This window comes from Alkalihalobacillus sp. FSL W8-0930 (genome assembly GCA_037965595.1).
Classification (GTDB): domain Bacteria; phylum Bacillota; class Bacilli; order Bacillales; family Bacillaceae_D; genus Alkalicoccobacillus.
This window is the reverse complement of record CP150183.1, coordinates 1,491,234-1,511,325: the sequence shown is the minus strand read 5'-3', so window position 1 is coordinate 1,511,325 and position 20,092 is coordinate 1,491,234. Positions and strand designations below refer to the sequence as shown.

The 20,092-nt window shown below is 40.0% G+C and carries 26 protein-coding genes; 8 read left to right on the top strand and 18 right to left on the bottom strand.

Annotated features, from left to right (window positions below; translation table 11 throughout):
- Positions 1-8: 8 nt before the first annotated feature.
- Both NSQ54_08080 and NSQ54_08075 read left to right on the top strand, forming a co-directional pair.
- A complete protein-coding gene (locus tag NSQ54_08080) occupies positions 9-311 on the top strand; it encodes a MerR family transcriptional regulator (GenBank protein ID WYP28029.1) in 303 nt (100 codons plus the stop codon).
- A gap of 144 nt (positions 312-455) precedes the next feature.
- The gene (locus NSQ54_08075; protein WYP28028.1) at positions 456-2,216 is read left to right on the top strand and encodes a S8 family peptidase; all 1,761 of its coding nucleotides are present in this window, start codon (positions 456-458) and stop codon (positions 2,214-2,216) included.
- Between the two features lie 32 nt (positions 2,217-2,248).
- Here NSQ54_08075 and cysC read toward each other — a convergent pair whose 3' ends face one another.
- From cysC to NSQ54_08050, 5 genes are all read right to left on the bottom strand, one after another.
- Positions 2,249-2,851, bottom strand: a complete 603-nt coding sequence (cysC, locus tag NSQ54_08070; protein WYP28027.1) for an adenylyl-sulfate kinase — start codon at positions 2,849-2,851, stop codon at positions 2,249-2,251.
- Positions 2,848-3,993, bottom strand: coding sequence for a sulfate adenylyltransferase (sat, locus tag NSQ54_08065; GenBank protein WYP28026.1), 1,146 nt, complete (start codon positions 3,991-3,993; stop codon positions 2,848-2,850). The genes cysC and sat overlap by 4 nt, the downstream gene beginning before the upstream one ends.
- A 14-nt stretch (positions 3,994-4,007) precedes the next feature.
- Positions 4,008-4,721 carry a phosphoadenylyl-sulfate reductase gene (locus NSQ54_08060; protein WYP28025.1) on the bottom strand — a complete coding sequence of 238 codons (714 nt, stop codon included), beginning with the start codon at positions 4,719-4,721 and terminating at the stop codon, positions 4,008-4,010.
- 12 nt (positions 4,722-4,733) lie between these two features.
- Positions 4,734-4,880: a YezD family protein gene (locus NSQ54_08055; protein ID WYP28024.1), complete on the bottom strand. Its 147-nt coding sequence runs from the start codon at positions 4,878-4,880 to the stop codon at positions 4,734-4,736.
- Positions 4,881-5,000: 120 nt separating this feature from the next.
- Positions 5,001-5,246, bottom strand: coding sequence for a hypothetical protein (locus NSQ54_08050; GenBank protein WYP28023.1), 246 nt, complete (start codon positions 5,244-5,246; stop codon positions 5,001-5,003).
- A gap of 210 nt (positions 5,247-5,456) precedes the next feature.
- Between NSQ54_08050 and cbpB the strand changes: the two genes are divergently transcribed.
- Positions 5,457-5,894 carry a cyclic-di-AMP-binding protein CbpB gene (gene cbpB, locus NSQ54_08045; protein WYP28022.1) on the top strand — a complete coding sequence of 146 codons (438 nt, stop codon included), beginning with the start codon at positions 5,457-5,459 and terminating at the stop codon, positions 5,892-5,894.
- Positions 5,895-5,914: 20 nt separating this feature from the next.
- Here cbpB and NSQ54_08040 read toward each other — a convergent pair whose 3' ends face one another.
- From NSQ54_08040 to NSQ54_08010, 7 genes are all read right to left on the bottom strand, one after another.
- The gene (locus tag NSQ54_08040; GenBank protein WYP28021.1) at positions 5,915-6,367 is read right to left on the bottom strand and encodes a hypothetical protein; all 453 of its coding nucleotides are present in this window, start codon (positions 6,365-6,367) and stop codon (positions 5,915-5,917) included.
- Between the two features lie 103 nt (positions 6,368-6,470).
- A complete protein-coding gene (locus tag NSQ54_08035; GenBank protein WYP28020.1) occupies positions 6,471-6,908 on the bottom strand; it encodes a YaaR family protein in 438 nt (145 codons plus the stop codon).
- A 72-nt stretch (positions 6,909-6,980) separates the two neighbouring features.
- A complete protein-coding gene (locus tag NSQ54_08030) occupies positions 6,981-7,793 on the bottom strand; it encodes a flagellin (protein WYP28019.1) in 813 nt (270 codons plus the stop codon).
- A gap of 18 nt (positions 7,794-7,811) precedes the next feature.
- Positions 7,812-8,231: a flagellar protein FliS gene (locus tag NSQ54_08025; GenBank protein ID WYP28018.1), complete on the bottom strand. Its 420-nt coding sequence runs from the start codon at positions 8,229-8,231 to the stop codon at positions 7,812-7,814.
- Between the two features lie 49 nt (positions 8,232-8,280).
- Positions 8,281-8,577, bottom strand: coding sequence for an EscU/YscU/HrcU family type III secretion system export apparatus switch protein (locus tag NSQ54_08020; protein ID WYP28017.1), 297 nt, complete (start codon positions 8,575-8,577; stop codon positions 8,281-8,283).
- A complete protein-coding gene (locus NSQ54_08015; GenBank protein WYP28016.1) occupies positions 8,574-11,324 on the bottom strand; it encodes a hypothetical protein in 2,751 nt (916 codons plus the stop codon). Before NSQ54_08015 ends, NSQ54_08020 begins: the two co-directional genes overlap by 4 nt.
- Before the next feature lie 79 nt (positions 11,325-11,403).
- Entirely contained in the window at positions 11,404-12,642 is a 1,239-nt protein-coding gene (locus NSQ54_08010) for a DNA polymerase IV (GenBank protein ID WYP28015.1), read from the bottom strand.
- 149 nt (positions 12,643-12,791) lie between these two features.
- Between NSQ54_08010 and NSQ54_08005 the strand changes: the two genes are divergently transcribed.
- Complete coding sequence (locus NSQ54_08005) at positions 12,792-12,998, top strand: hypothetical protein (GenBank protein ID WYP28014.1); 207 nt, start codon at positions 12,792-12,794, stop codon at positions 12,996-12,998.
- A gap of 51 nt (positions 12,999-13,049) precedes the next feature.
- On the opposite strand, the gene NSQ54_08000 is transcribed toward NSQ54_08005, so the two are convergent.
- Both NSQ54_08000 and mce read right to left on the bottom strand, forming a co-directional pair.
- The gene (locus tag NSQ54_08000) at positions 13,050-14,168 is read right to left on the bottom strand and encodes a M20/M25/M40 family metallo-hydrolase (GenBank protein WYP28013.1); all 1,119 of its coding nucleotides are present in this window, start codon (positions 14,166-14,168) and stop codon (positions 13,050-13,052) included.
- Positions 14,169-14,232: 64 nt separating this feature from the next.
- Positions 14,233-14,646 carry a methylmalonyl-CoA epimerase gene (gene mce / locus NSQ54_07995; GenBank protein ID WYP28012.1) on the bottom strand — a complete coding sequence of 138 codons (414 nt, stop codon included), beginning with the start codon at positions 14,644-14,646 and terminating at the stop codon, positions 14,233-14,235.
- A gap of 95 nt (positions 14,647-14,741) precedes the next feature.
- Here mce and prli42 point away from each other — a divergent pair, with 95 nt between their 5' ends.
- The gene (gene prli42, locus NSQ54_07990) at positions 14,742-14,843 is read left to right on the top strand and encodes a stressosome-associated protein Prli42 (protein WYP28011.1); all 102 of its coding nucleotides are present in this window, start codon (positions 14,742-14,744) and stop codon (positions 14,841-14,843) included.
- Between the two features lie 49 nt (positions 14,844-14,892).
- Here prli42 and NSQ54_07985 read toward each other — a convergent pair whose 3' ends face one another.
- The 3 genes from NSQ54_07985 to NSQ54_07975 all read right to left on the bottom strand — a co-directional run bounded on the left by NSQ54_07985 (position 14,893) and on the right by NSQ54_07975 (position 16,754).
- Positions 14,893-15,396 carry a L,D-transpeptidase gene (locus tag NSQ54_07985; protein ID WYP28525.1) on the bottom strand — a complete coding sequence of 168 codons (504 nt, stop codon included), beginning with the start codon at positions 15,394-15,396 and terminating at the stop codon, positions 14,893-14,895.
- A gap of 33 nt (positions 15,397-15,429) precedes the next feature.
- Positions 15,430-16,413: an aromatic acid exporter family protein gene (locus NSQ54_07980; protein WYP28010.1), complete on the bottom strand. Its 984-nt coding sequence runs from the start codon at positions 16,411-16,413 to the stop codon at positions 15,430-15,432.
- A gap of 164 nt (positions 16,414-16,577) precedes the next feature.
- Positions 16,578-16,754 (bottom strand): hypothetical protein, encoded by a 177-nt coding sequence (locus tag NSQ54_07975; protein ID WYP28009.1) that lies wholly within the window; start codon positions 16,752-16,754, stop codon positions 16,578-16,580.
- A 204-nt stretch (positions 16,755-16,958) separates the two neighbouring features.
- Between NSQ54_07975 and NSQ54_07970 the strand changes: the two genes are divergently transcribed.
- Together NSQ54_07970 and NSQ54_07965 are read left to right on the top strand one after the other, a co-directional pair.
- Positions 16,959-17,594, top strand: coding sequence for a LysE family transporter (locus NSQ54_07970; protein WYP28008.1), 636 nt, complete (start codon positions 16,959-16,961; stop codon positions 17,592-17,594).
- 51 nt (positions 17,595-17,645) lie between these two features.
- Entirely contained in the window at positions 17,646-18,020 is a 375-nt protein-coding gene (locus NSQ54_07965) for a PilZ domain-containing protein (GenBank protein ID WYP28007.1), read from the top strand.
- Between the two features lie 59 nt (positions 18,021-18,079).
- On the opposite strand, the gene NSQ54_07960 is transcribed toward NSQ54_07965, so the two are convergent.
- On the bottom strand, positions 18,080-19,738 hold the full coding sequence (locus NSQ54_07960; protein WYP28006.1) for a BCCT family transporter: 1,659 nt from the start codon (positions 19,736-19,738) through the stop codon (positions 18,080-18,082).
- A 149-nt stretch (positions 19,739-19,887) separates the two neighbouring features.
- Between NSQ54_07960 and NSQ54_07955 the strand changes: the two genes are divergently transcribed.
- Complete coding sequence (locus NSQ54_07955; GenBank protein ID WYP28005.1) at positions 19,888-20,091, top strand: DUF1659 domain-containing protein; 204 nt, start codon at positions 19,888-19,890, stop codon at positions 20,089-20,091.
- Position 20,092 lies beyond the last annotated feature (1 nt).

Genomic DNA, 20,092 nt, shown 5'->3' with positions numbered 1-20,092 from the left:
TGGAACAGTTGTCTTATAAAGATAAAAAAGTCATCACCATTGGGATAGTAAGCGAACTTACTGGTTTATCTGAACGTAAAATTCGTTATTATGAAGAGCGAAAATTATTGTTTCCTGAACGATCAAAGGGCGGTACTCGTAAATACTCTTTTCTTGACGTTGAACGTTTAATTGATATTGCAAACAAAATGGAAGACGGGATGCAAACGTTCGAAATCAGAAAAATGGAACAAAAGGCGATTAAGAAACAAGAAGTACGAGAACGGATGCTTCGAGGCCAAATTAATGCTGCATTTAATATCCGTAAGTAAGAGTTCATTGTAAGCAGGGAGCATAAAGCTTCCTGTTTTTTTCGTGTGGATTTTTATTCCATGTTTTGAATAGGTTCTTCGAGTCATACTACCAAGTATTAAGGTCTAATCCATTTTTGGCAAGTCAAAGGAGTAAGCACTCACATGAATCTTAAACGTTTTATCAAACCTCTTCTAATGATCGCAGCATGCGCCCTAGTCGTTGTTGCAGCAAGTTATACGTTTCCTACAGACGATGCAGCTGATTATCAAGGGGTCTCCATCAAGCAACAATACGACGTCCATTCAATGGATCGATTGTTAGCCAGTGACTTAAAACAAACAACCTCGTTATTTATCCAACAAATCAATCAACAACTTGAATCGTGGGCCGATTCTTCGTCCATGTCAACTGCTTCTTTTCAGAACGAACTGTCAGAACACCCTCATATTACAGGATTTGCACGAATGAAAGATCAACAGGTACTTGAGAGCGCTGGTTTCCAAAAGGAACCAAACATAAGTAAGCTGGATCATGCCAAAGGAGATCACCAGTATTCAGATCCATATGAACGAGATGGTAGCCAATACATGCTTTTAGGTAAAGCACTTGAAGATGGCTCCACTATCATCGGAGAAGTTGATCTTACCTTTGTTCGAACGTTTATAAAAGATATCGCATCTGTTGCAGATGCAGGTGGAACCTTCTTTGCTTCAAGCGAAGACACCGATGTTGAATGGAAAACGATGGACGATGTACCTTCTGGTCAACACATTGAGACGGTTTCCGAGCTTGGCTGGAAAATCGTTGTGCATTCAGAGGATCAAAAGCCTATAAAGACAACAGAACACTTTCATCAAAGTCGTGCCGTTGTTAAGCTAAAGTCTGCGAATGATGCTAAGAAGTTCTTTGCAGCAAATGATCAGCTTACGATTATTGAAACAAACGAACCCTTTTATTTGGTTGAGAAAAAGGATACAAGCTCCGAACAATTGTTAGAGCAGCTAGATGGTAGTCCTTATGTAAGCTACGCAGAGCCCGATTATCGTTTTGCTAAACAAGACGCTATTCCAAATGATGAATTTTTTGAGCCGTATCAATGGAACTTAAAACAGCTTGATCTTGAAAAAGCATGGAATGATACAGATGGTTCTGGTATTACGATCGCTATTCTTGATACGGGCATTGATCCAGAGCATATCGAACTGGAGAATAAATCAGAGACTGGCTATAACGCTATTGATGACTCGGAAGATGCAACCGATCAGCATGGGCATGGAACACATGTTTCAGGAATCGCCGCAGCTGTGACAGATAATCAAGACGGAATTGCCGGCGTATCATGGAACAGCAAAATCCTTCCAATTAAAGTATTGGATGAAAACGGCGAAGGTTCTTCTTACGCCGTAGCCAAAGGGCTTTATTGGGCCACAGATAACGGAGCTGACGTGGTGAATATGAGCCTCGGTGATTATCACGATTCCAAAGTTCTTTATGATGCCATTCGTTATGCTTACGAAAATGATGTGGTCATTGTGACTGCTTCAGGGAATGACAATGTAGGAGATCCCATGTATCCCGCTGCTTATCCTGAAGTTCTTACCGTTGCTGCTTTAGATGAATCAAAAGAGCGAGCCTTTTATTCTAACTACGGCGACCATGTTGATATTGCAGCGCCCGGTACAAGCATCCCTAGTTTGTTCCTAGATGATCAATACGTGGTCATGTCAGGTACATCGATGGCAAGTCCTCACGTTGCTGGGTTATGTGCACTCATCCGCTCTGTAAACCCTTCCCTGTCAAACGATGAGGTCTATGATATCGTGCGGGATACGGCAACAGATTTAGGTGCCCCTGGAGTCGATCAATATTACGGGTATGGTGAAATTAACGCCAATGCCGCAATCAAGCAAGCAAAACAATAGCAAAGAAGAGGAGAGAAACACTCTCCTCTTTTTTATATTAAATCACTCGACTTAAGATACGCTATAACCTTTTCAACGAGGTCTTCTACAGGTTCTTTGTCTGAATCTAAAATAAGCTCTGGATGACTTGGCTCTTCGTAAGGCGAACTGATTCCTGTAAATTCAGGAATGACGCCCTCTCTTGCTTTTTTATATAATCCCTTTGGATCTCTTTTCTCACATTCTTCAAGTGAACAACGTACGTACACTTCAATGAATTCATGTTCCCCAAGCAAGGATCGTACAACTTGACGGTCTTCTTTAAATGGAGAAATGAATGCAGTTGAAACGAGCACACCCGCATCCACAAATAGCTTGGCTACCTCACCAATCCGTCGAATGTTCTCTTTGCGATCCTCATCTGAGAATCCTAATCCTTTATTTAAACCTAAACGAATATTGTCACCATCTAGAAGGTACGAATGTTTTTGTTCTTGATGTAACCGCTGCTCTAAAGCATTAGCAATGGTTGATTTTCCTGCTCCAGATAAACCGGTAAACCAAATGACTGCACTCTTGTGTCCCTTAAGTGCTTGTCGCTTCTCTTTTGTTACTTCCGCTTGATGCCAGTATAAGTTTGTCGTGGGGTTCGTCATGATACGCTCACCTTTTGCATGCCTCGAATCAGTACTTCTACCACTTCTTTCCGACTGAACTCTACAGGCGGAACTTCCCCGTTAGTTAGCATTTCTCTAACCTTTGTACCGGATAGAATCACTCGGTCATCTGCGCCATGTGGGCATGTTTTTGTCGAAGCCATGTTTCCACACGCTTTGCAATAGAAGCTATGCTCAAAGAACAACGGACGAATGCCGAGATCTTCTTCTGTAAACTGATCAAAGATGCGTTGCGCATCATACGTTCCATAATAATCACCCACACCAGCATGGTCTCTACCTACGATAAAATGTGTACATCCGTAATTTTTACGAACCAATGCATGGAAGATCGCTTCTCTAGGTCCTGCATACCTCATTGCAGCGGGAAAAACAGCTAGGGATACTCGGTCTTTAGGGTAATAATGATCCAAAAGAACCTCATAGCTCTCCATCCGTACATCGGCTGGGATGTCATCTGATTTCGTTTCACCAACAAGAGGATTTAATAACAGCCCATCGACAATCTCTAGGGCTGATTTCTGAATATACTCATGAGCCCGGTGCACAGGGTTACGGGTTTGGAATCCAACAATAGTGCTCCAACCTTTCTCTTGAAAATGAGCTCTCGTATCTGCAGGATCTACATGGTAACTCTCAAATCTCCCTTTATCTAATCGTTTCGTTAGAATGATTGATCCCGCAACATACACAGAGGGACGATCATACAACTTCTTCACCCCTGGATGAGCTGGATCACTTGTACGATAGACCTGTTCTGCTTCTAACTCTTTATTAGGTGTATACCATTCAGAAATCGTAATCGCACCATATACATCTCCATTGTAGACTAATGTTGCCTCTTCTCCAACAGTAAGCGTAGCAGCCGTTTCTTCTGTAATGGGGAGTGTAATTGGAATACTCCATACCGTTCCACTCTCAAGCCTCATCGATGAGACCACTGAGTCGTAGTCAGCTTGATTCATAAAACCAGTTAATGGACTGAATCCGCCAATTGCAATTAATTCCAAATCAGATAAAGCAAATGAATCGAGCTCAATTTCCGTTTTTGCCTTTGATAGATCGTATTCTGGTTGATACCTATTAATCAGTTCTCCCCCGTGCGCTAAAATTGACGTCATCTACACTCTCTCCTTTATTGATGTAATCCACATTCTGTTTTATCTGTGCTTGACCATCTTCCACTACGACTGTCCTCACCCGCGGCAACCGGCTTTGTACAATGAGTACAGCCAATACTTGGATAATTATGATCATGTAATGAATTATAAGGAAGCTTATGAAGTTTGATGTACATCCAAATTTCATCTTCTTTCCAATGAATCAAAGGACAGACTTTGACTGATTTAAATCGATTGTCTTGGTTAACAAATTCTGTGTTTGCTCTTGTAGGTGATTGTTCTCTTCTTAGACCTGAAATCCAGGCAGCTTTTTGACTTAGTTTACTATCTAATGGATCAAGCTTACGGATCTTACAGCACAGATCAGGGTTTGTTTCCCAAAGCTTCTCTCCATGAAGCTCCGCTTGCTCATCAGGAGTGAGTCCTGGTTTTTCTAATTCAATTCGCAGGTCTGGGTATTTCTGTTGAACTTCTTTAATAAGCGAATAAGTCTCTAAGAAATGAAAATCTGTGTCTAAAAATAGGATGTGAGCGTTAGGACGTATTTTACTTATGAGGTCAATCAGTACCATACTCTCTGCCCCGAAACTACAGGCATACACTAGCTCATCGCCGTACATATCAAATGCCCAACGTAGTATGTCTAAAGTGTCTAAAGAAGCTAATGATTGATTAAGCTGCTTAAATGCTTCTACATCCGTATTTTCATAGAGTACGAGTTTAGACATCTTCTCCTCCTTTTATTTTGCTTTTTCCACTCTAACTTTTTCGTTCTTTTCCATTTGAACCACTTTGCCATCCTGAACAAAGATAGTCACCGATCCGAACTTAAGATTTTCTAAAAGATCTGACAACTTGTCGTACACTTGTTTGCTTGACGGATCCATATGTGGCCTCCTTTTTCATTTAGCCAAACATAATTCCTTGTAAATTCATATGTTTTATTAGTTTAATAGTATTCTATCGGTTAAGAATAGTGCTGTCAATGAACTTTCAAAAAAATCAGTTTAAAGATTTCTTTGAAAGTTGTTAAAATCTAGAATTTCCGCTGACTGCTTTTGAATAAATTCTACACGATATTTTTCTTTGACGCGTTTTTCAAATGTTTGTTTTGAAATAGGTCTTGGTGTTGACCAAGCAAGTGACTTAGGATTATCCCAACATTCATGCGTAATGATCTCTTGTTTGTAATAATATGAATTCCCTGAAGGAAAGATTTCACAAATATATTTAACGGTCTGCTTTGTATGCATCATCGCACCTCCACCTTTAAGGATGACCGTTGTTCACGTGGATTATTCAGCAAACTGGGCTAAGTTGGAAGCGTTTTAGTTTTCTTGACAAAAAGCTAAATCTCTTAGTACGATAAGAGAAACAACTGGTATGATGCGCATAGCTCAAACCTCAACCACCCCCAACCATTATTCCGTTTTTCAAAAATACTTAAAAAAGAAGTGATTTCCTTGTTCGATATTTTAAAAAATCAACAGCTCATGGATAAAGAGATTGAAGAATTATTAATTCCCGCAGAAAAAGTCGCCCATGTTCAGTTAAACAATCCACTTGAACACGCTTTGCTTGTACTAGTAAAGTCGGGATATACAGCAATACCTGTTTTAGATACGAAAGATAAACTCCATGGATTAATTAGCAAATCAATCATTCTTGATTCTCTGCTTGGTCTAGAATTTATTGAGGTCGACAAACTACAAAACAAAATTGTAGCTGATATCATGGAAACAGATGTACCAACCATCCAACAAGATGCTACGTTCGCACGGGCTCTAACCCTATCTATCAATCATCCATTTATGTGTGTGGTTGACGAAAACGGACTGTTTGTTAGTATCTTAACAAGGCGTTCCATCCTAGCTTTAGTTAGTAAATACTTGCATAAGTAACAAAAGAAGATGACCGCGTTTTAGCGATCATCTTCTTTTAATTGTTGAAAAGCTTGTTGTATTTGTTTTTCTCTTGTTTTAAACATGTACGTCAGTATTTTATGGGACACAGCGCTCGGCAAGTTAGCAGCAAACTCAAGCTCATCGGTCATGACGCTTTTTCCATCCTCGCGCGAGAAACGGTGAGTATGACGCCAATATGTGAATGGAAATGGTGGTTTCTCCGCAATATCTACGAAGTAATATGGCTTTTTCACGGTCTCAATCGTCGCCTTCCAGCTTACCCCAACACCCCAAAGGCCAATTTTCATCTTAATTTCGCTTCCTTCAACTGACTCTGCTTCAGCTTCTTTTATCTGAACCTTTGGGAATCGTTGAATTTTTGCGAGGTTACGCGGATCTTGAAAAAAGTCCCAAACCTGTTTCATGGGTGCATCGATTGTTGTTTTGTAGGTATAGATGAGTCTATCCATAGTCTTTGCCCCTTTTAATCTGTCTGACCTTTTTTCGAAGTATATCACGAATCCATGGAAATAAACAAAAAGACGCACACATTCGCGCCAATAAGTCGACAAATTAAGCGTAGATATTAACTAAAAGGCCCTTAATTTCTCCGACCTTGCTTAAAATATCCAGGCTACTTTTTTGCTTATCTAGCACATCGTTTGTGAGATCGATTAACTTACGATCAACCTCTTCAACAAGCTTATAGATTTTGGTGCGACCACGTCTGTTAAAGCCACGACGTTCTTCTAAGCTTAACCCGTGCTTTACCGCATCATCCATAAATTCCTTAACAAGCTTTTTATACGTATGTAACTCGTCAATCGTTCTAGTCTCAGCAAGGACCTTACCTTGTTCTTCTACTTTGTGCATGAGCTTCGTTAGTTGCTCAACTGCTTTATCAGCACGCTGCTTGTTCATCACCTCAGAAAATGTGGTAGAAGGTTGAACTTCAGCCTTTTTCCGTTCCACTTTATGGACTCCGGTTCTCATGATCCGCTCTACGTCCATCCGGTTCACGCCTTTCTATAATCAATTTCATTTTGAAAAAGACGAAAAGGACAGCGCCTTCTCGTCTACTAATTATTGTAACAGCTGCAGGACACCTTGTGGAAGCTGATTTGCTTGGGCCAGCATCGCTGTCGCTGATTGGTTTAAGATATTGTTACGGGTGAACTCAGTCATTTCTAGAGCCATATCGGCATCTCGGATTCGAGATTCTGATGATGTTAGGTTCTCTTTAGTGACTTGAAGGTTGTTGATTGTGTGCTCAAGGCGGTTTTGGATGGCGCCGAGAGTGGAGCGGCTGCTAGAGACTTTTGCAATGGCACTATCTAGACTATCAATTGTAGCTTCAGCGTTGGCGTTACTATTAACAGTCAAATCGTCTATACCAAGTTCCTTAGTATCTATTGCAGGAATTGTGAAAGTTACTGCCTGATTTGAACTCGGTCCAATTTGAAATTTAATATCCGTTAGAGAGCCGTCTAACAACTTTTTAGAGTTAAATTCAGTTTTCTCTGATATAGAATCAATCTCTTTAACTAATTCATTTATTTCATCTTGTATTTGATTACGATCAGTTAAATCATTCGTATCATTCGCCGCCTGCACAGCAAGCTCTCGCATACGCTGAAGCATAGAGTGTACTTCCTGCATAGCCCCTTCTGCTGTTTGCATGAGCGATACGCCGTCTAGTGCATTGCGTTCTGCCATATCGAGTCCGCGAATTTGCGAACGCATTTTTTCGGAGATGGCAAGTCCAGCAGCATCGTCTGCAGCACGGTTAATCCGTAAGCCTGATGATAGCTTTTCAAGGTTTTTTGATGTGTGAATTTGGTTTTGACTTAGGTTTCGGTATGCGTTTAAGGCTTGAATATTATTGTTAATTTTCACTGGTTTCGCTCCCTCTTCTTATTCGTATGAGGCCATTTTTTCATATGCATTGGTTTGCTTATGATTCACCCGATCGTTTGCCACACGTTTATCTTTTACTGCTTCTATCATCGCACTAAATAAGGACAATATAATTCCATGTACATGTTGAATACGTATTCTGTCTTTTAATAGGTTTGCTGTGATTACTTCATCCGCTAAATAGTTATAAAGCTGTTCTAATTGATCAGCAAGTATACCTGCTTCGTAGTTAATTCCAACACCAAGACGTTCAAGAATATCGTTTGTTTTTTGTAGGTTTTTATTAGCTTGTTCATAGTTATCACGCTCTATATGATTCACTGCCGATTCAAGATTATTAAGAGCTGATTCATATAAAAGCAGTGTGAGCTCTTGAGACGTCTTTTTGTGCAAGGTCTCTTGAGAAATTAATGGCACAAGATCACTCCTTTATCTCAACTATTATATCGGCATCCTCTACTTAATCTTAATAGCTTTCTTCCATCTCTTCGATTAATAATAGGATCTCTGCCATAACTGAATATAATTGTGGAGGAATGTTATCTCCTAGGTCCATATCTAATAAGCTTGTAAGTAGGGATGAATCTTCTTGTAAATGAATATTATGTTCCTTGGCAAGCTCCATCATGTGCTTGGCGACTCTTCCTCTTCCTTGTGCAACAACCTTTGGAGCTGACCCTTCATCTTCGTAACGAATGACAGCTGCTGAAGGACCGCTTGTTTGCTTTTTTTGCTTAAGGTTCACGTATTGAAATTGATTCATATCTTATAATCAAATCCTTTATCACTGGAATAAACTTGGTTTTTAGGCGTTTGAATGGATTCCGTCTCTTGATTCTTTGTGAAAGGTGAGAATGAAACCGAAGAAATTGAATAACCAACTTCCTCTACCTTGGCTATAGCCTTTTCTACAAGTGGCTCCATTTTAGATTTGAAATCCTTTTGATCGTTTGTGAGAGTAACGGATAACTGTCTTTGAACTGCTTTAATCGAAATTCCAACTTCCCCAAGCTTTGGTGTTTCCATTAAAAAATATAAACTACAATTTTGCCAATCTACTTGTTCGCCTTCTTTTTTTGATTGGATATAGCACTGAAGCTGCTCTACTTTTTGCTCAAGGACTAATGGCAGCTGAAAGAATAAGCTTTGAAGGGGTTGAGCATCCTGTTTACTTAAAAGCTGCTGTCCCGTTACATGTTGAAGAGCCTGACTCGCCAGTTGTGTTGTTTTACTTCCTTCATCCTGACTATTCACTAACTGAATCAACGATTGTTTTAAATTTCGTTCTAGTGGTACTTCCTTCTGAGGTTCTTTCTGACTAAATTTCTGCGCAAAATCTGCCTCATGGTTAAGACCAAGTTGTTTTAATGCTTCAAAGGCACCTCTTGCAGTACCCGATTTTGCTTTAGCAGCTGCCTCTTCCATATGGAAAAGCGGAGTGCTTTGAGGCTTTTTCTGTTCATGATTTAATTGTTGACGAGCGCTTTCCGCAACCACCTTAGTCTCAGATGGCTTGTATGTAATGGCTTCAACTTGTTTTTGTACCTTGGTAACAATATCTGCTGCTTGCTGATTTCTTCCAGCAGCAAGATGCTGCCTTGCTTCTGCCAGCTTACTACTTGCAAGCATTAAATGCTTTTCTGTTTTCATGTCAGCAAACTGCATTGCTTCACCGCGCAGTATGGAATGATCTAATTTACGTATAATTGAGTCAAGTTGATTTTTAGATACGTGCATATCTGAACGCTGAGGCGTAGTTAAATCAACTTGGATTTGTCTAAGCGTTCTGACAGTCTCTCGCTGGAAATCCTTAAATTCATTTGTTAATTGAGCCATCTTGTCCGTAACAGTAGTGACAATAATTTGTTTACTTTGTATTGGTGCAATATATTCATTCTGCATCAATCGATTGTTTAATTCTTCTGGAAGTGAATCGGTTGAACTCGGCAGCATGGAAAGCTCCGCCTCAATTGCTGTGGACAGAACCGTTCTTGCAGCCAATTCTCTTCCGGCCTGTAAACGCGCGCCGGAAACCTCAAGCTGATCCATAAGTCGGTTTACTTGGTCATGCTCTAACACTGGTTGTCCTTGCAAATCTGATTTAATGGCTTCCAATGCCTTATGTGGATTCTCTTCCAGTTCAATTGTTTGAGCTAATTGGTTTAAATGATCTCTTTGCCGCTGAACAACTACTTTAGCTTCCTCAGGTTCTTGTAAAGGAAGCTCCTTTTGTAACGGTAGCTCCACATTAGATGAACGAACAACTTGTTGTAAAGGATGTTTCTCGGATTCAGACGAGTTACCTTCAGTACGATGATTAGGAATTTGATGATCCACTTCTTTTTTTATCGGACTCGAGAGGTTGTCTATTCCATTTCTAGAGCGGTCAAACATTGATATGTCTTCCTTGCTTGATTTCGCACGTAGTTGAGTCGGTTCATCCAACTCAACTAAACGAGTTACCTGCTGCGATGGCTCTTTCTGTTTTAATGATGTATGTACACGTTCTTTTTGACTTAGTGAAGGTTCTGCACTTTCTTTTTGTTTTGGCAGAACTTCTACACTCTCTTTCTGTCTTGATGAACCTTCTATACTCTCTCTTTGTTTTGGTAATGCTACTAAACTCTCTTTCTTTAAGTTAAGTGTGTCAAGAGGTTCAACTAGCTTCGGTTGTTCTGCCTTACCTTGAATTCCCTTATCCCCCTGAAGAGTTTTAGAGATTAGTTGAGAGAGCTGATCAATCTTGTCTACCGTTATGGCTTGGCTAAGTTGAGACTGAAATTCCTTAACTAAAGCCTGTTGGACATCTGAAAGCTGTTTACCCGACGTTGATTGAACGAGTTGTTTTAATACCTGCTGTTTTAAATGATTTATTTCCTGTTGCTTTGGTTGGACCTGTTGTTCAAGGCTTTTTACAATGTCATTTAGCGGTTTGCCTGTCCGGGTCTCATGTATGGCTTGCAGATGAGATTCGCGAATAGGTAAGTTTTTCGATAATAACGCTTCAACCGCTTGGAGTTTTGGCTTTTCAGATGATGACTTCAAGAAATTAGAAAGCTCACGTATGGTTTCTTCTGAAAGAGGTCTCCCACTTTCTTGAACAAGTGTCATAGCATCAAGTAATAATCCAGTCGGTCGGCTTATGCCTGACTTAATGGCTGCTTCCATTAGAGAGCCTCTCGTATTACGGACAGCCTCATTTGATAAGGAATCATTAGCATCTAGAAGAGCTTGTGACCCAGTTCCTAGCTTGGGTGCGTGGGTTGCTTCTTTAGGGCTCCATTCTTGAACACGAATGCCGTCTTCATCTACTGAAGTAACAATAAAATTGGCCTGATTTGATGTAGGCATCTTGCCGTCTACTTTGACTGTTAGTTCTTTTCCACGAACGTTTATTGTTGCTTCTGTATCCGATATCGGTTGAAATGTTGCCCCGCGCAACACTTCTCCCTGCTTTAAAGGTTTTTCCGTAGCAACTACATTCCCACTAAGTAGTGGATTCACCTGCATAACATACACTCCCGCCCTGCAATCTGTTACCTATCATATCGGTCATTTTATACTTCTAGTTAATACATTTTGTATTTGGTTATTCCGTCTGATCTGGTTTTTCAAGACTTGTCCCGCGCAACGAACGTTGTTCAATCCACTTTCTTCTTGCTTCGTATCCGTTTGCGCCTTTTATAAGGGAATGCTGACCAAACTTATCTTGGATGGTTTGCATCGTTTGTTGAATTCGATAATCCTTTTGATCTTTTTCTTGGGTGAAAAGGTTTAATTGCTTGAAAGCACCTTGTTTATCAACAAGATCATACGTACTAATGCCTAGCAGCCTTACAGGCTTATTGTTCCAGGCTCTCTTAAAGAGTGCTCTTGCGCGAAGGTAGATCTCATCTGTTGTATGAAACGCATCTGAGACCTTCTCACTTTTATTTGTGATTTTCCAATCATGATATTTGATCGTAAGTTGTATACCATACGCAACCACATTCTTTTTCGCTAATCGGTCACTGACTGAATCTGATAGCTGCTTTAAGATGGTATCAATCTTTTGTTCGTTTGATGTATCTCTCGGTAATGTTGTAGAGTTACCTATGCTTTTAAAGTCGTGAATCGAGTCTGGATTAACAGATCGTTCATCACTACCCTGCGCTCTTTTTTGGAGCTTAAGCGCCGTAGACCCAAACTTCTCGGCAATAAAAAGAGGATCTGCCTGAGCAAGATCTCCGATGGTGAGAATATTTGCTTTTTCCCATTTACTAACCGTCTTCTTCCCAATCCCTTGCATCTCATGAATGGAGAGAGGCCAAAGCTTTTGAGGCAACTCTCTCTTGCGTAAGATTGTAATTCCATTTGGCTTTTTCATATCACTTGCCATCTTAGCAAGAAACTTATTCGGAGCAATTCCAATACTACATGGTAGGTTCATATCTCTAAGTAGATGTTCTTGTATCTGCTCAGCCAATGCGTATGGATGTATCTGCCCATGATATTGCGTCACATCCATATATCCTTCATCAATTGAGACAGGTTCAACTAACGATGTATAGGAGCGCAAGATTTCGAACATGTTTCTCGATGCCGTGCGGTAACGATCAAAGTTTGATTTAAGTAGGATGAGCTCAGGACACGCTTTCTTTGCTTGCCAAACAGGCATAGCGGTTCTTACACCTTTTGCTCGAGCTTCATATGTACTAGTCACGATAATGCCACGACGATCCTCCACACTACCAGCTACTGCAACTGGTTTGCCTCTTAATTCCGGTCTAAACGATAGTTCAACCGAAGCAAAGAAGCTATTCATATCGACATGAAATAAGATACGCATGGAAAACCCTCCTTCTACTCTCTATTATACGAAAGAATGTTCGTTTTTAAAAGAAAGTTTACTTGCAACTTGATTACGAATGGTATAAGGTGGTATTATACTAGGTTATTAATAAATTTTCCCTATGTATAAGGGAGGTGCGGCAGAACATGACCTTTATCGTGAACCATACGATTTCAGAGTACGACATCACTTTACGAAAGGTATTCACTTATCTCCGCCTGCACAAACAGACTACAGGATTCACGCCTACCATTACTGAAATATCTGAACAAATTGGAGATTCTGAGGAATTGATTTTGGAGAGTTTAGAATTTGGCCAAACCAACAATCTCTCTATGACTTTCCTTCATTAATATCACGAAAAAAAGGACATGCTTTTTGGGCAAATGTCCTTTTTTGTATACTTATACTTCTTGAGTAATGGCTATAATTGCCTCTGCTGCTTTCACTAATTCTGTGAGCGGCATTTTCTCATCGGTTGTGTGGATATTCTCGTATCCTATCGCAAGGTTTACAGTAGGAATGCCTAGACCAGCAATGATATTCGCATCACTTCCGCCTCCACTTTCAAGCAATCTTGATTCCCTGCCTATCTTCTGCATCGCAGCTTGTGCGATTTGTACCACTTGATCTGCATCAGATTTCTTATAGCCTGGATACGTAATTTCAACGTTCACTTCTGCCGATGTCCCCATCATTTCAGCCGCTTCTTCAAACGCCTGTTTCATTTTTTCTACTTGCTTATGCAGTTTCCTTTCTTCTAATGAACGGGCTTCTGCTAGAACCTCAACGTAATCACACACAATATTTGTTTGACTACCACCTTCAAAACGCCCGATGTTAGCTGTCGTTTCTTGATCAATTCTTCCTAAAGGCATTTTAGATACAGCTTTAGCTGCTACAGTAATAGCAGAAATCCCTTTTTCAGGTTCTACTCCTGCATGAGCAGTACGTCCAAATATTTTGGCATGTATTTTTGCTTGGGACGGGGCAGCAACAATAATATCGCCTACAGGTCCATCGCTATCAAGTGCATATCCAAATTCAGCAGAAATTCGGTCTGCCTCAAGGACTCTTGCACCAACTAATCCAGATTCTTCACCAACCGTAATGATAAACTGAATCGTTCCGTGCTCCAGATTCTCTTCTTTTAACACACGAATCGCTTCAAACATCGCTGCTAGTCCTGCTTTGTCATCTGCTCCTAAAATGGTCGTTCCGTCTGTTACAATATATCCATCTTTTTCTTCTGGTTTAATTTGTTTGCCCGGAACCACCGTATCCATATGTGAGGTAAAGTAAATAGGTGTACGATTGCTTCCTTTCGCAGTTGCAGGAAGAGTAGCTATTAAATTGCCTGCACCATGTCCTGTCTGTGCAGCCGCATCATCCTCATATACCTCTAGCCCAAGTTCAGCGAATGATTTTTTTAAATGCTTAGCAATCTCACCTTCATTGCCTGTCTCTGAGTCAATTTTTACTAGTTCAATAAATTCTTCTTTTATTCTTGTTTCATTGATCATATGTAATGTACGCCTCCGTTTCCCTTTTATCCTACAGGAAAATCATTTCTGTTACACGTGTGAGCTACTGCTTCTCACAAACTTCTAACAAGACACCGTGCGTCTGAGACGGAGAAATAAAGGCAATATGCGCCCCATCTGCTCCCTTAGTGCTTGTATCATTTAAAAATTGAATCCCTCTTCCAGTAAGTGTTTGCATCGTTTGCTCTATGTGCTTTGTTCCTAGCGCCAGATGATGAATGCCTTCGCCGCGTTTTTTAAGAAATGCCGCAACTGGACTCTCTTTTGTTAGTGGTTCAATTAATTCAATCATCAATGACCCAGTAGAGTAGAATGCAACATGTACTTGTTGATCTACAACGGTTTCTTCTTTAATGAATTTCAGGCCTAGTGTGTGTTCATAAAACGTCCTTGCCTGGTGTATAGAATGAACGGCGATAGCTATATGAGCTCCAGTATCTTGCCAATGGATTGTCATAACTTTCTCCTTTTTTAATTGATGCTCTTGTCCAATTACGTTCGAGCAAGTAAAATAGGACGTAGAAGATTTTGTTTATAGGAGTGTGTTGGTCTATGCAAAGAAAAGGATTACAAAAAGTTGTGATTTATATCATGCTTGTTGCGATTATATTAAGTGGTATGTTTATGGGAGTTGCAGGTTTAGGTGGCTTATAAAAAATAAAGGAAAAAGAAACGCCGATTCTGGTGTTTCTTTTTTTGATCTTTAATGTGTCAGCGCCCCATACTGTAATCCGAGTTCCTCAAATGAATGTGATTGATCCGTGATGAGAATTTTCGTCCCAAGTGGGATCTGATCATATAGCTGTTCAATCGTTTCGTTTGTTAAACGAACGCAGCCAGCCGTTACAGGATAGCCGATCGAATGAGGTCGATTTGTCCCGTGCACCCCGTACGTCCTTCCCTCTGTATTTAATGCATCGAAACCGATCCATCTACTTCCTAAGGGATTATTTTTGTCTCCACCTGATATATTTTTCTTTCGATAATATGGATTATTCGCCTTAACTGTAACCGTAAACAAACCAAGTGGCGTTTGACTACTCTCTTTGCCCGTTGCTACTGGAAGTACTTCTTTTACTTCATTGTCATGGATAAAAGCGAGTTGATTTGTAGAAACGTTTACAATTAAAAAAGGATCCCCACTTATTGGATTTTCCCCAATAGGCCAAATAGGGGAAGCCACCATCATGAGAATCGCAACAAGCATTTTGAACACCAGAAACCTCCTCCTTTTCTAGTGTTAGAATGCTCTTTTTTTAATGTTTGTATCCTTTTTTTCATTCCATAAGGAGTCTTTAATTAATAAATACTGTTGAAGTTCATGCATGATATATGCGAGAGCTGATCGAACTTCAAACTCTTCTCTTGTTGTAGGGAGCTCCATCTCTTTAAAGGTTTCACGCATCTTCTCTAATTGTCCTAGAAAATACGGCACATGATTGGTTGGACTCACTGCCTTGCTTAACTCTTCTAGAAAGTCTGCAAGGTTCTCACTTTGCGAGACGGACCCATGAATGGTTGTAATAAATGGCATTAAGCGTTCAAGAATTTCAAATTGCTTTTCTCTCATCTGAAAATAGTGAAAGTACTGATCTTCTTCTTTAAGAATTTGATTATTTCTCTCACGAATCGCCAAGTTCTTACTCTCATCTAACAAACGCACAGTGTCTGAAATTTCCGCTCCAGTCCATTCACTGTCTCCCTTACGAATATAAGTAGAGAATTCATAAAGAATTAGGCTGAAGTTCTGCTCAATTTGTTTTTTAAATACTCGTAATTGACGCTCACTGCTTGGCATATATAAGTTCATCAATAAGGCCGTTCCGATTCCGATCACGACTAAAAGAAGTTCATTTACAAACAGATCAACGGTTGCATTCGCATGAGTATATATATGGAGCACAATAACCGAACTTGTAACAATCCCTAAACTTAACCGAAGCGCCACAACAAAAGGAATAAATAATAACATAAATAATCCAAGAACAATTGGTGTATAACCAATCAGTTCAAAGATTGCCATACTAAGAATCATCCCTAAGAGACAGGCAGCAAAACGGTGCCAGGATACTCTTAATGAATTTTTTCTTGTGACAGAAATACATAATATCGTGATAACGGCAGCTGATCCAAATGAATCAAGCTGAAGGGCTTGTGAAATGGCTGTTGCAAGCAAAACACCAATCGCTGTTTTAATCGTGCGATAGCCAATTTTAAATCTCATACGTTCGTTCATCTCCTTATCGTCGGTCTTATTTTAACATGACTGAAGATGAAATAAACATAGAACGAGACTGATTCCTATGATTTCTTAGAACAAAGAAAAAGGGCATCCCGCTTAACGAGATTGCCCACTTCTTATATAAAAGATATGGTTTTGACTTGATATTACATATCTGAATCGTCACCCATACCATCATTCATTCCATCATCTTGCATTTCATCTTGACCCGGATCAGCCGGTTCCATTGGATCAGTACCATCCGTCTCACCATCTCCGCAAGCCGCTAACATCCCTACTGAAAAGATACCCGCCATCATACTGTACATCAATTTTTTACTCATTATGATTTCCTCCTTCAGTGATTTTGTTATGATCTGTTGCTTATTCTTCCTTTCCCGCCTCACTGATTCGTAATCGCTTTCACATCGATTTTATAGATCTCTTTACATTTCTACAAAGTACCCAAAAAATAACATGTCTATTTTCATAAACTGGGACATGTATTAGTAGAAGACAAAATGAACGGATGGAAAGGAAGGAGTTCTTTGATCACTGCGATTTCAGCTATCGTCTTAGGGATTTCTCTTGCTGCTCCTGTTGGCCCTATTTGTTTAGAAATTATTAATCGAACGCTTCGAAATGGGTTTTTAGGAGGAATTGCTGTTGGCATTGGCGGGATGACAGCAGACGCCCTCTTTATGACGACCATTTATTTTGGTCTTGGATCTTTACTTACACATGTCACAACACAAGCCATTCTTTATCTGTGCGGTTGTTTGTTTCTGGCTTATCTAAGTATTCGAACCTTTAAGAAAGCACCTGAGTCTTTATGGAAGGATCGTCATCTATATCGACCGAAAAAATCAATCTTCTGGAAATGTTTTTATACTGGTTTAATAATCGCCCTTATTAATCCAATTAATATTATGTTCTGGTTCGGTATCTACGGCTCCGTATTAAATGAGATCATAGAGAGATCAAGCGGTTTGTTCATTTTATGGTATAGTTTGCTTATTTTCATCGGAATTTTACTGTGGAATCTAAATCTTTCTTTCTTAACACACTTCTCTTCTTTTCTAATGAAGTCTAAGGTGTTAAAAGGGTTAAATGTTGTTGCTGCAACGATGCTAGCTTTCTTCTCACTTCACTTCGGGATTCAATTGTATCACTTGATTTCCTAGTACCCATTACCGATAATAAAACTAAATAGTTGATGAAGGAGGAATCACACTGTGCGTTATAAGCGTGATGAAAGCTTTCGTTATGCGTTTGAACCTTCAATAAGTGGAGCATTCCACATTTTAATGTTGAATGAACAAAAGGTTGAAATGGCAGAGGGCGAGCTATCTATTCTTAACCTTAGTCCAGGCGGTATTCGCATTCAGACTCAGTATAAGTTACCGGACCCAACAACTTATTCTATAAAGCTCGAAATTCGTTTTTATTTGGAGAATCGACCTCTTTGTCTAAAGGGATCTGTCCAGTGGGTGAAACCCGTTGCCGCTGGGTACGAGTATGGATTAGAACTTTTATCTTCAGACAAAGAAAAGGAAGACGTAATTAGTGAGGTAAAACGCTTTGCTCTTACTCAACGTTCTTTAAACTAAGCGAAGACGAACGCTCCTCTACTGGATCGTTCGTCTTCGCTTATGGTTGACTGATCGATTTAATCTGTCTTCTTTTGTTCTGATTCTTGTAATTCCTGTCTTACTTCATCGTACACTTCCTCTTTTAATTCCTCGTATAGATCCTCTTTAATCTCTTCCTTCACCTCAGACTTAATGACCTCAAGCTGTTCTGAACGTTTTTTTCGTTTCTCATAGCCTAGATCCCGTCCCATCATCATAAACACGGATACAATCATCAAGATGAGGATACAAGCAAATGGTAACGCTGCTGTAAGTGCAGCAGTTTGTAAGGCATCCAGCCCTCCGTCCCCGCTTATTAATAATACGGAAGCTGTTGCGGCAATTAATACCCCCCACATAACCTTTAGCTTATTCGCAGGATTCAACCGGCCATTTGAAGTCATCGACCCTAAAACAAAGGCAGCCGAATCAGCAGATGTAACAAAAAAGATGAGGATGAGAATAATAGCCATTCCGCTTACAAGAGTAGTGAGTGGAAGTTGTTCGAGTAAAACAAACATCGCGTTTTCTACATCTGTTGAAACAATATCTGCGAGTCCTGCTCCTTGGTACATCTCAAAGAACAATCCAGATCCTCCAAATACGCTAAACCAAATCACTGCCAAGACCGTCGGAACAATTAAAACTCCTGCCATAAACTCTCGCACTGTTCTCCCCTTTGAAATACGGGCAATAAAGAGTCCAACAAATGGAGACCATGAGACATGCCATGCCCAAAAGAAAATGGTATTTGTCCCCAACCACTCACTTTCACTGTAAGGGGTCATAGTAAATGACATGGACACCACATTTGATAAATAACCGCCAAACGTATTAACCATGTTCTCTAGCACAAATAATGTAGGTCCTGTGAAAAGAACAAACAATAAGAGCAAAGCAGCAAGAACTAAATTAATGTTGCTTAATCGTTTTATTCCTTTATCGATTCCTTTAACTGCTGAGAAGATAAATAAGATCGTCACCACAAGAATGACCGCTAGTTGTATGTATATGGAGTTAGGTAACGATGTCACATATGAAAGACCACCAGTTATTTGCATAGCACTTAAACCAAACGTTGTTGCTACTCCTGCACACGTTGCAATAACTGCAAACACATCAATTAGCTTCCCTACCCATCCATTTACTTTATTACCTAGTAAGGGATAAAAAGCGGAACTAATTAATGCTGGTCTTCCTTTTCGAAACTGAACATATGCCAAGGTTAAACCAACTATAGAAAATGCTCCCCAAGCATGTAAGCCCCAGTGGAATACACCATATCTGATACCTGACTCAGCTGAATCTACTGTTGCCGGCTCAATTCCAACAGGTGTATCAAGATAATATAGAAGTGGTTCTGCCACGCCAAAGAACACAAATCCAACACCAAGACCGGAGGCAAATAGCATACCAACCCAGGACAACCAGGAATGCTCGGGTTTTTCCCCTTCTTTTCCAAGACGAATCCTTCCAAAAGGTGACACAGCCAAGCCAAGTCCAACTAAAACAAAACCAGATAATAAGAGCATGTAAAACCATCCAAAGGTTTCAATGATCCAATCAAGTGCCTTACCTGAGGCATTGCCTAGTGATCCCGGGGAAAGAGCTCCCCATAATATTAATACTGCAATAATACTTGTAGAGATGTATAGCACACTTTTAGAAGATGCAACGGATTGTTTCGAATCTTCCATATGTACAAATCCCCTCCTTTTTTTAAAGATCTAATCTATCTTCCTTTCCCCTCTCAACTATGGAATAAAACTACTTACGAAATAATTTATCCTTCCCCTCCCCCTTATGTGTGATCAACTTCGATTTATAACATATAGGAGGTGATAAGATGAATCAACGTACAAGATTAACTCTTCAGTTTGTAATTGGCCGTGGGAATGACGGAAAGGACCTAATGGCAACAAAGTCTTTTCAAAACATTGATGGGGAAGCCAGTGATGCAGCAATTGCAACCACTGCCAATGCCCTGATTAGCTTGCAGCAATACCAGATCTATACAGTCGCTCGTCAGAACACGTACATTCTTGACTAAG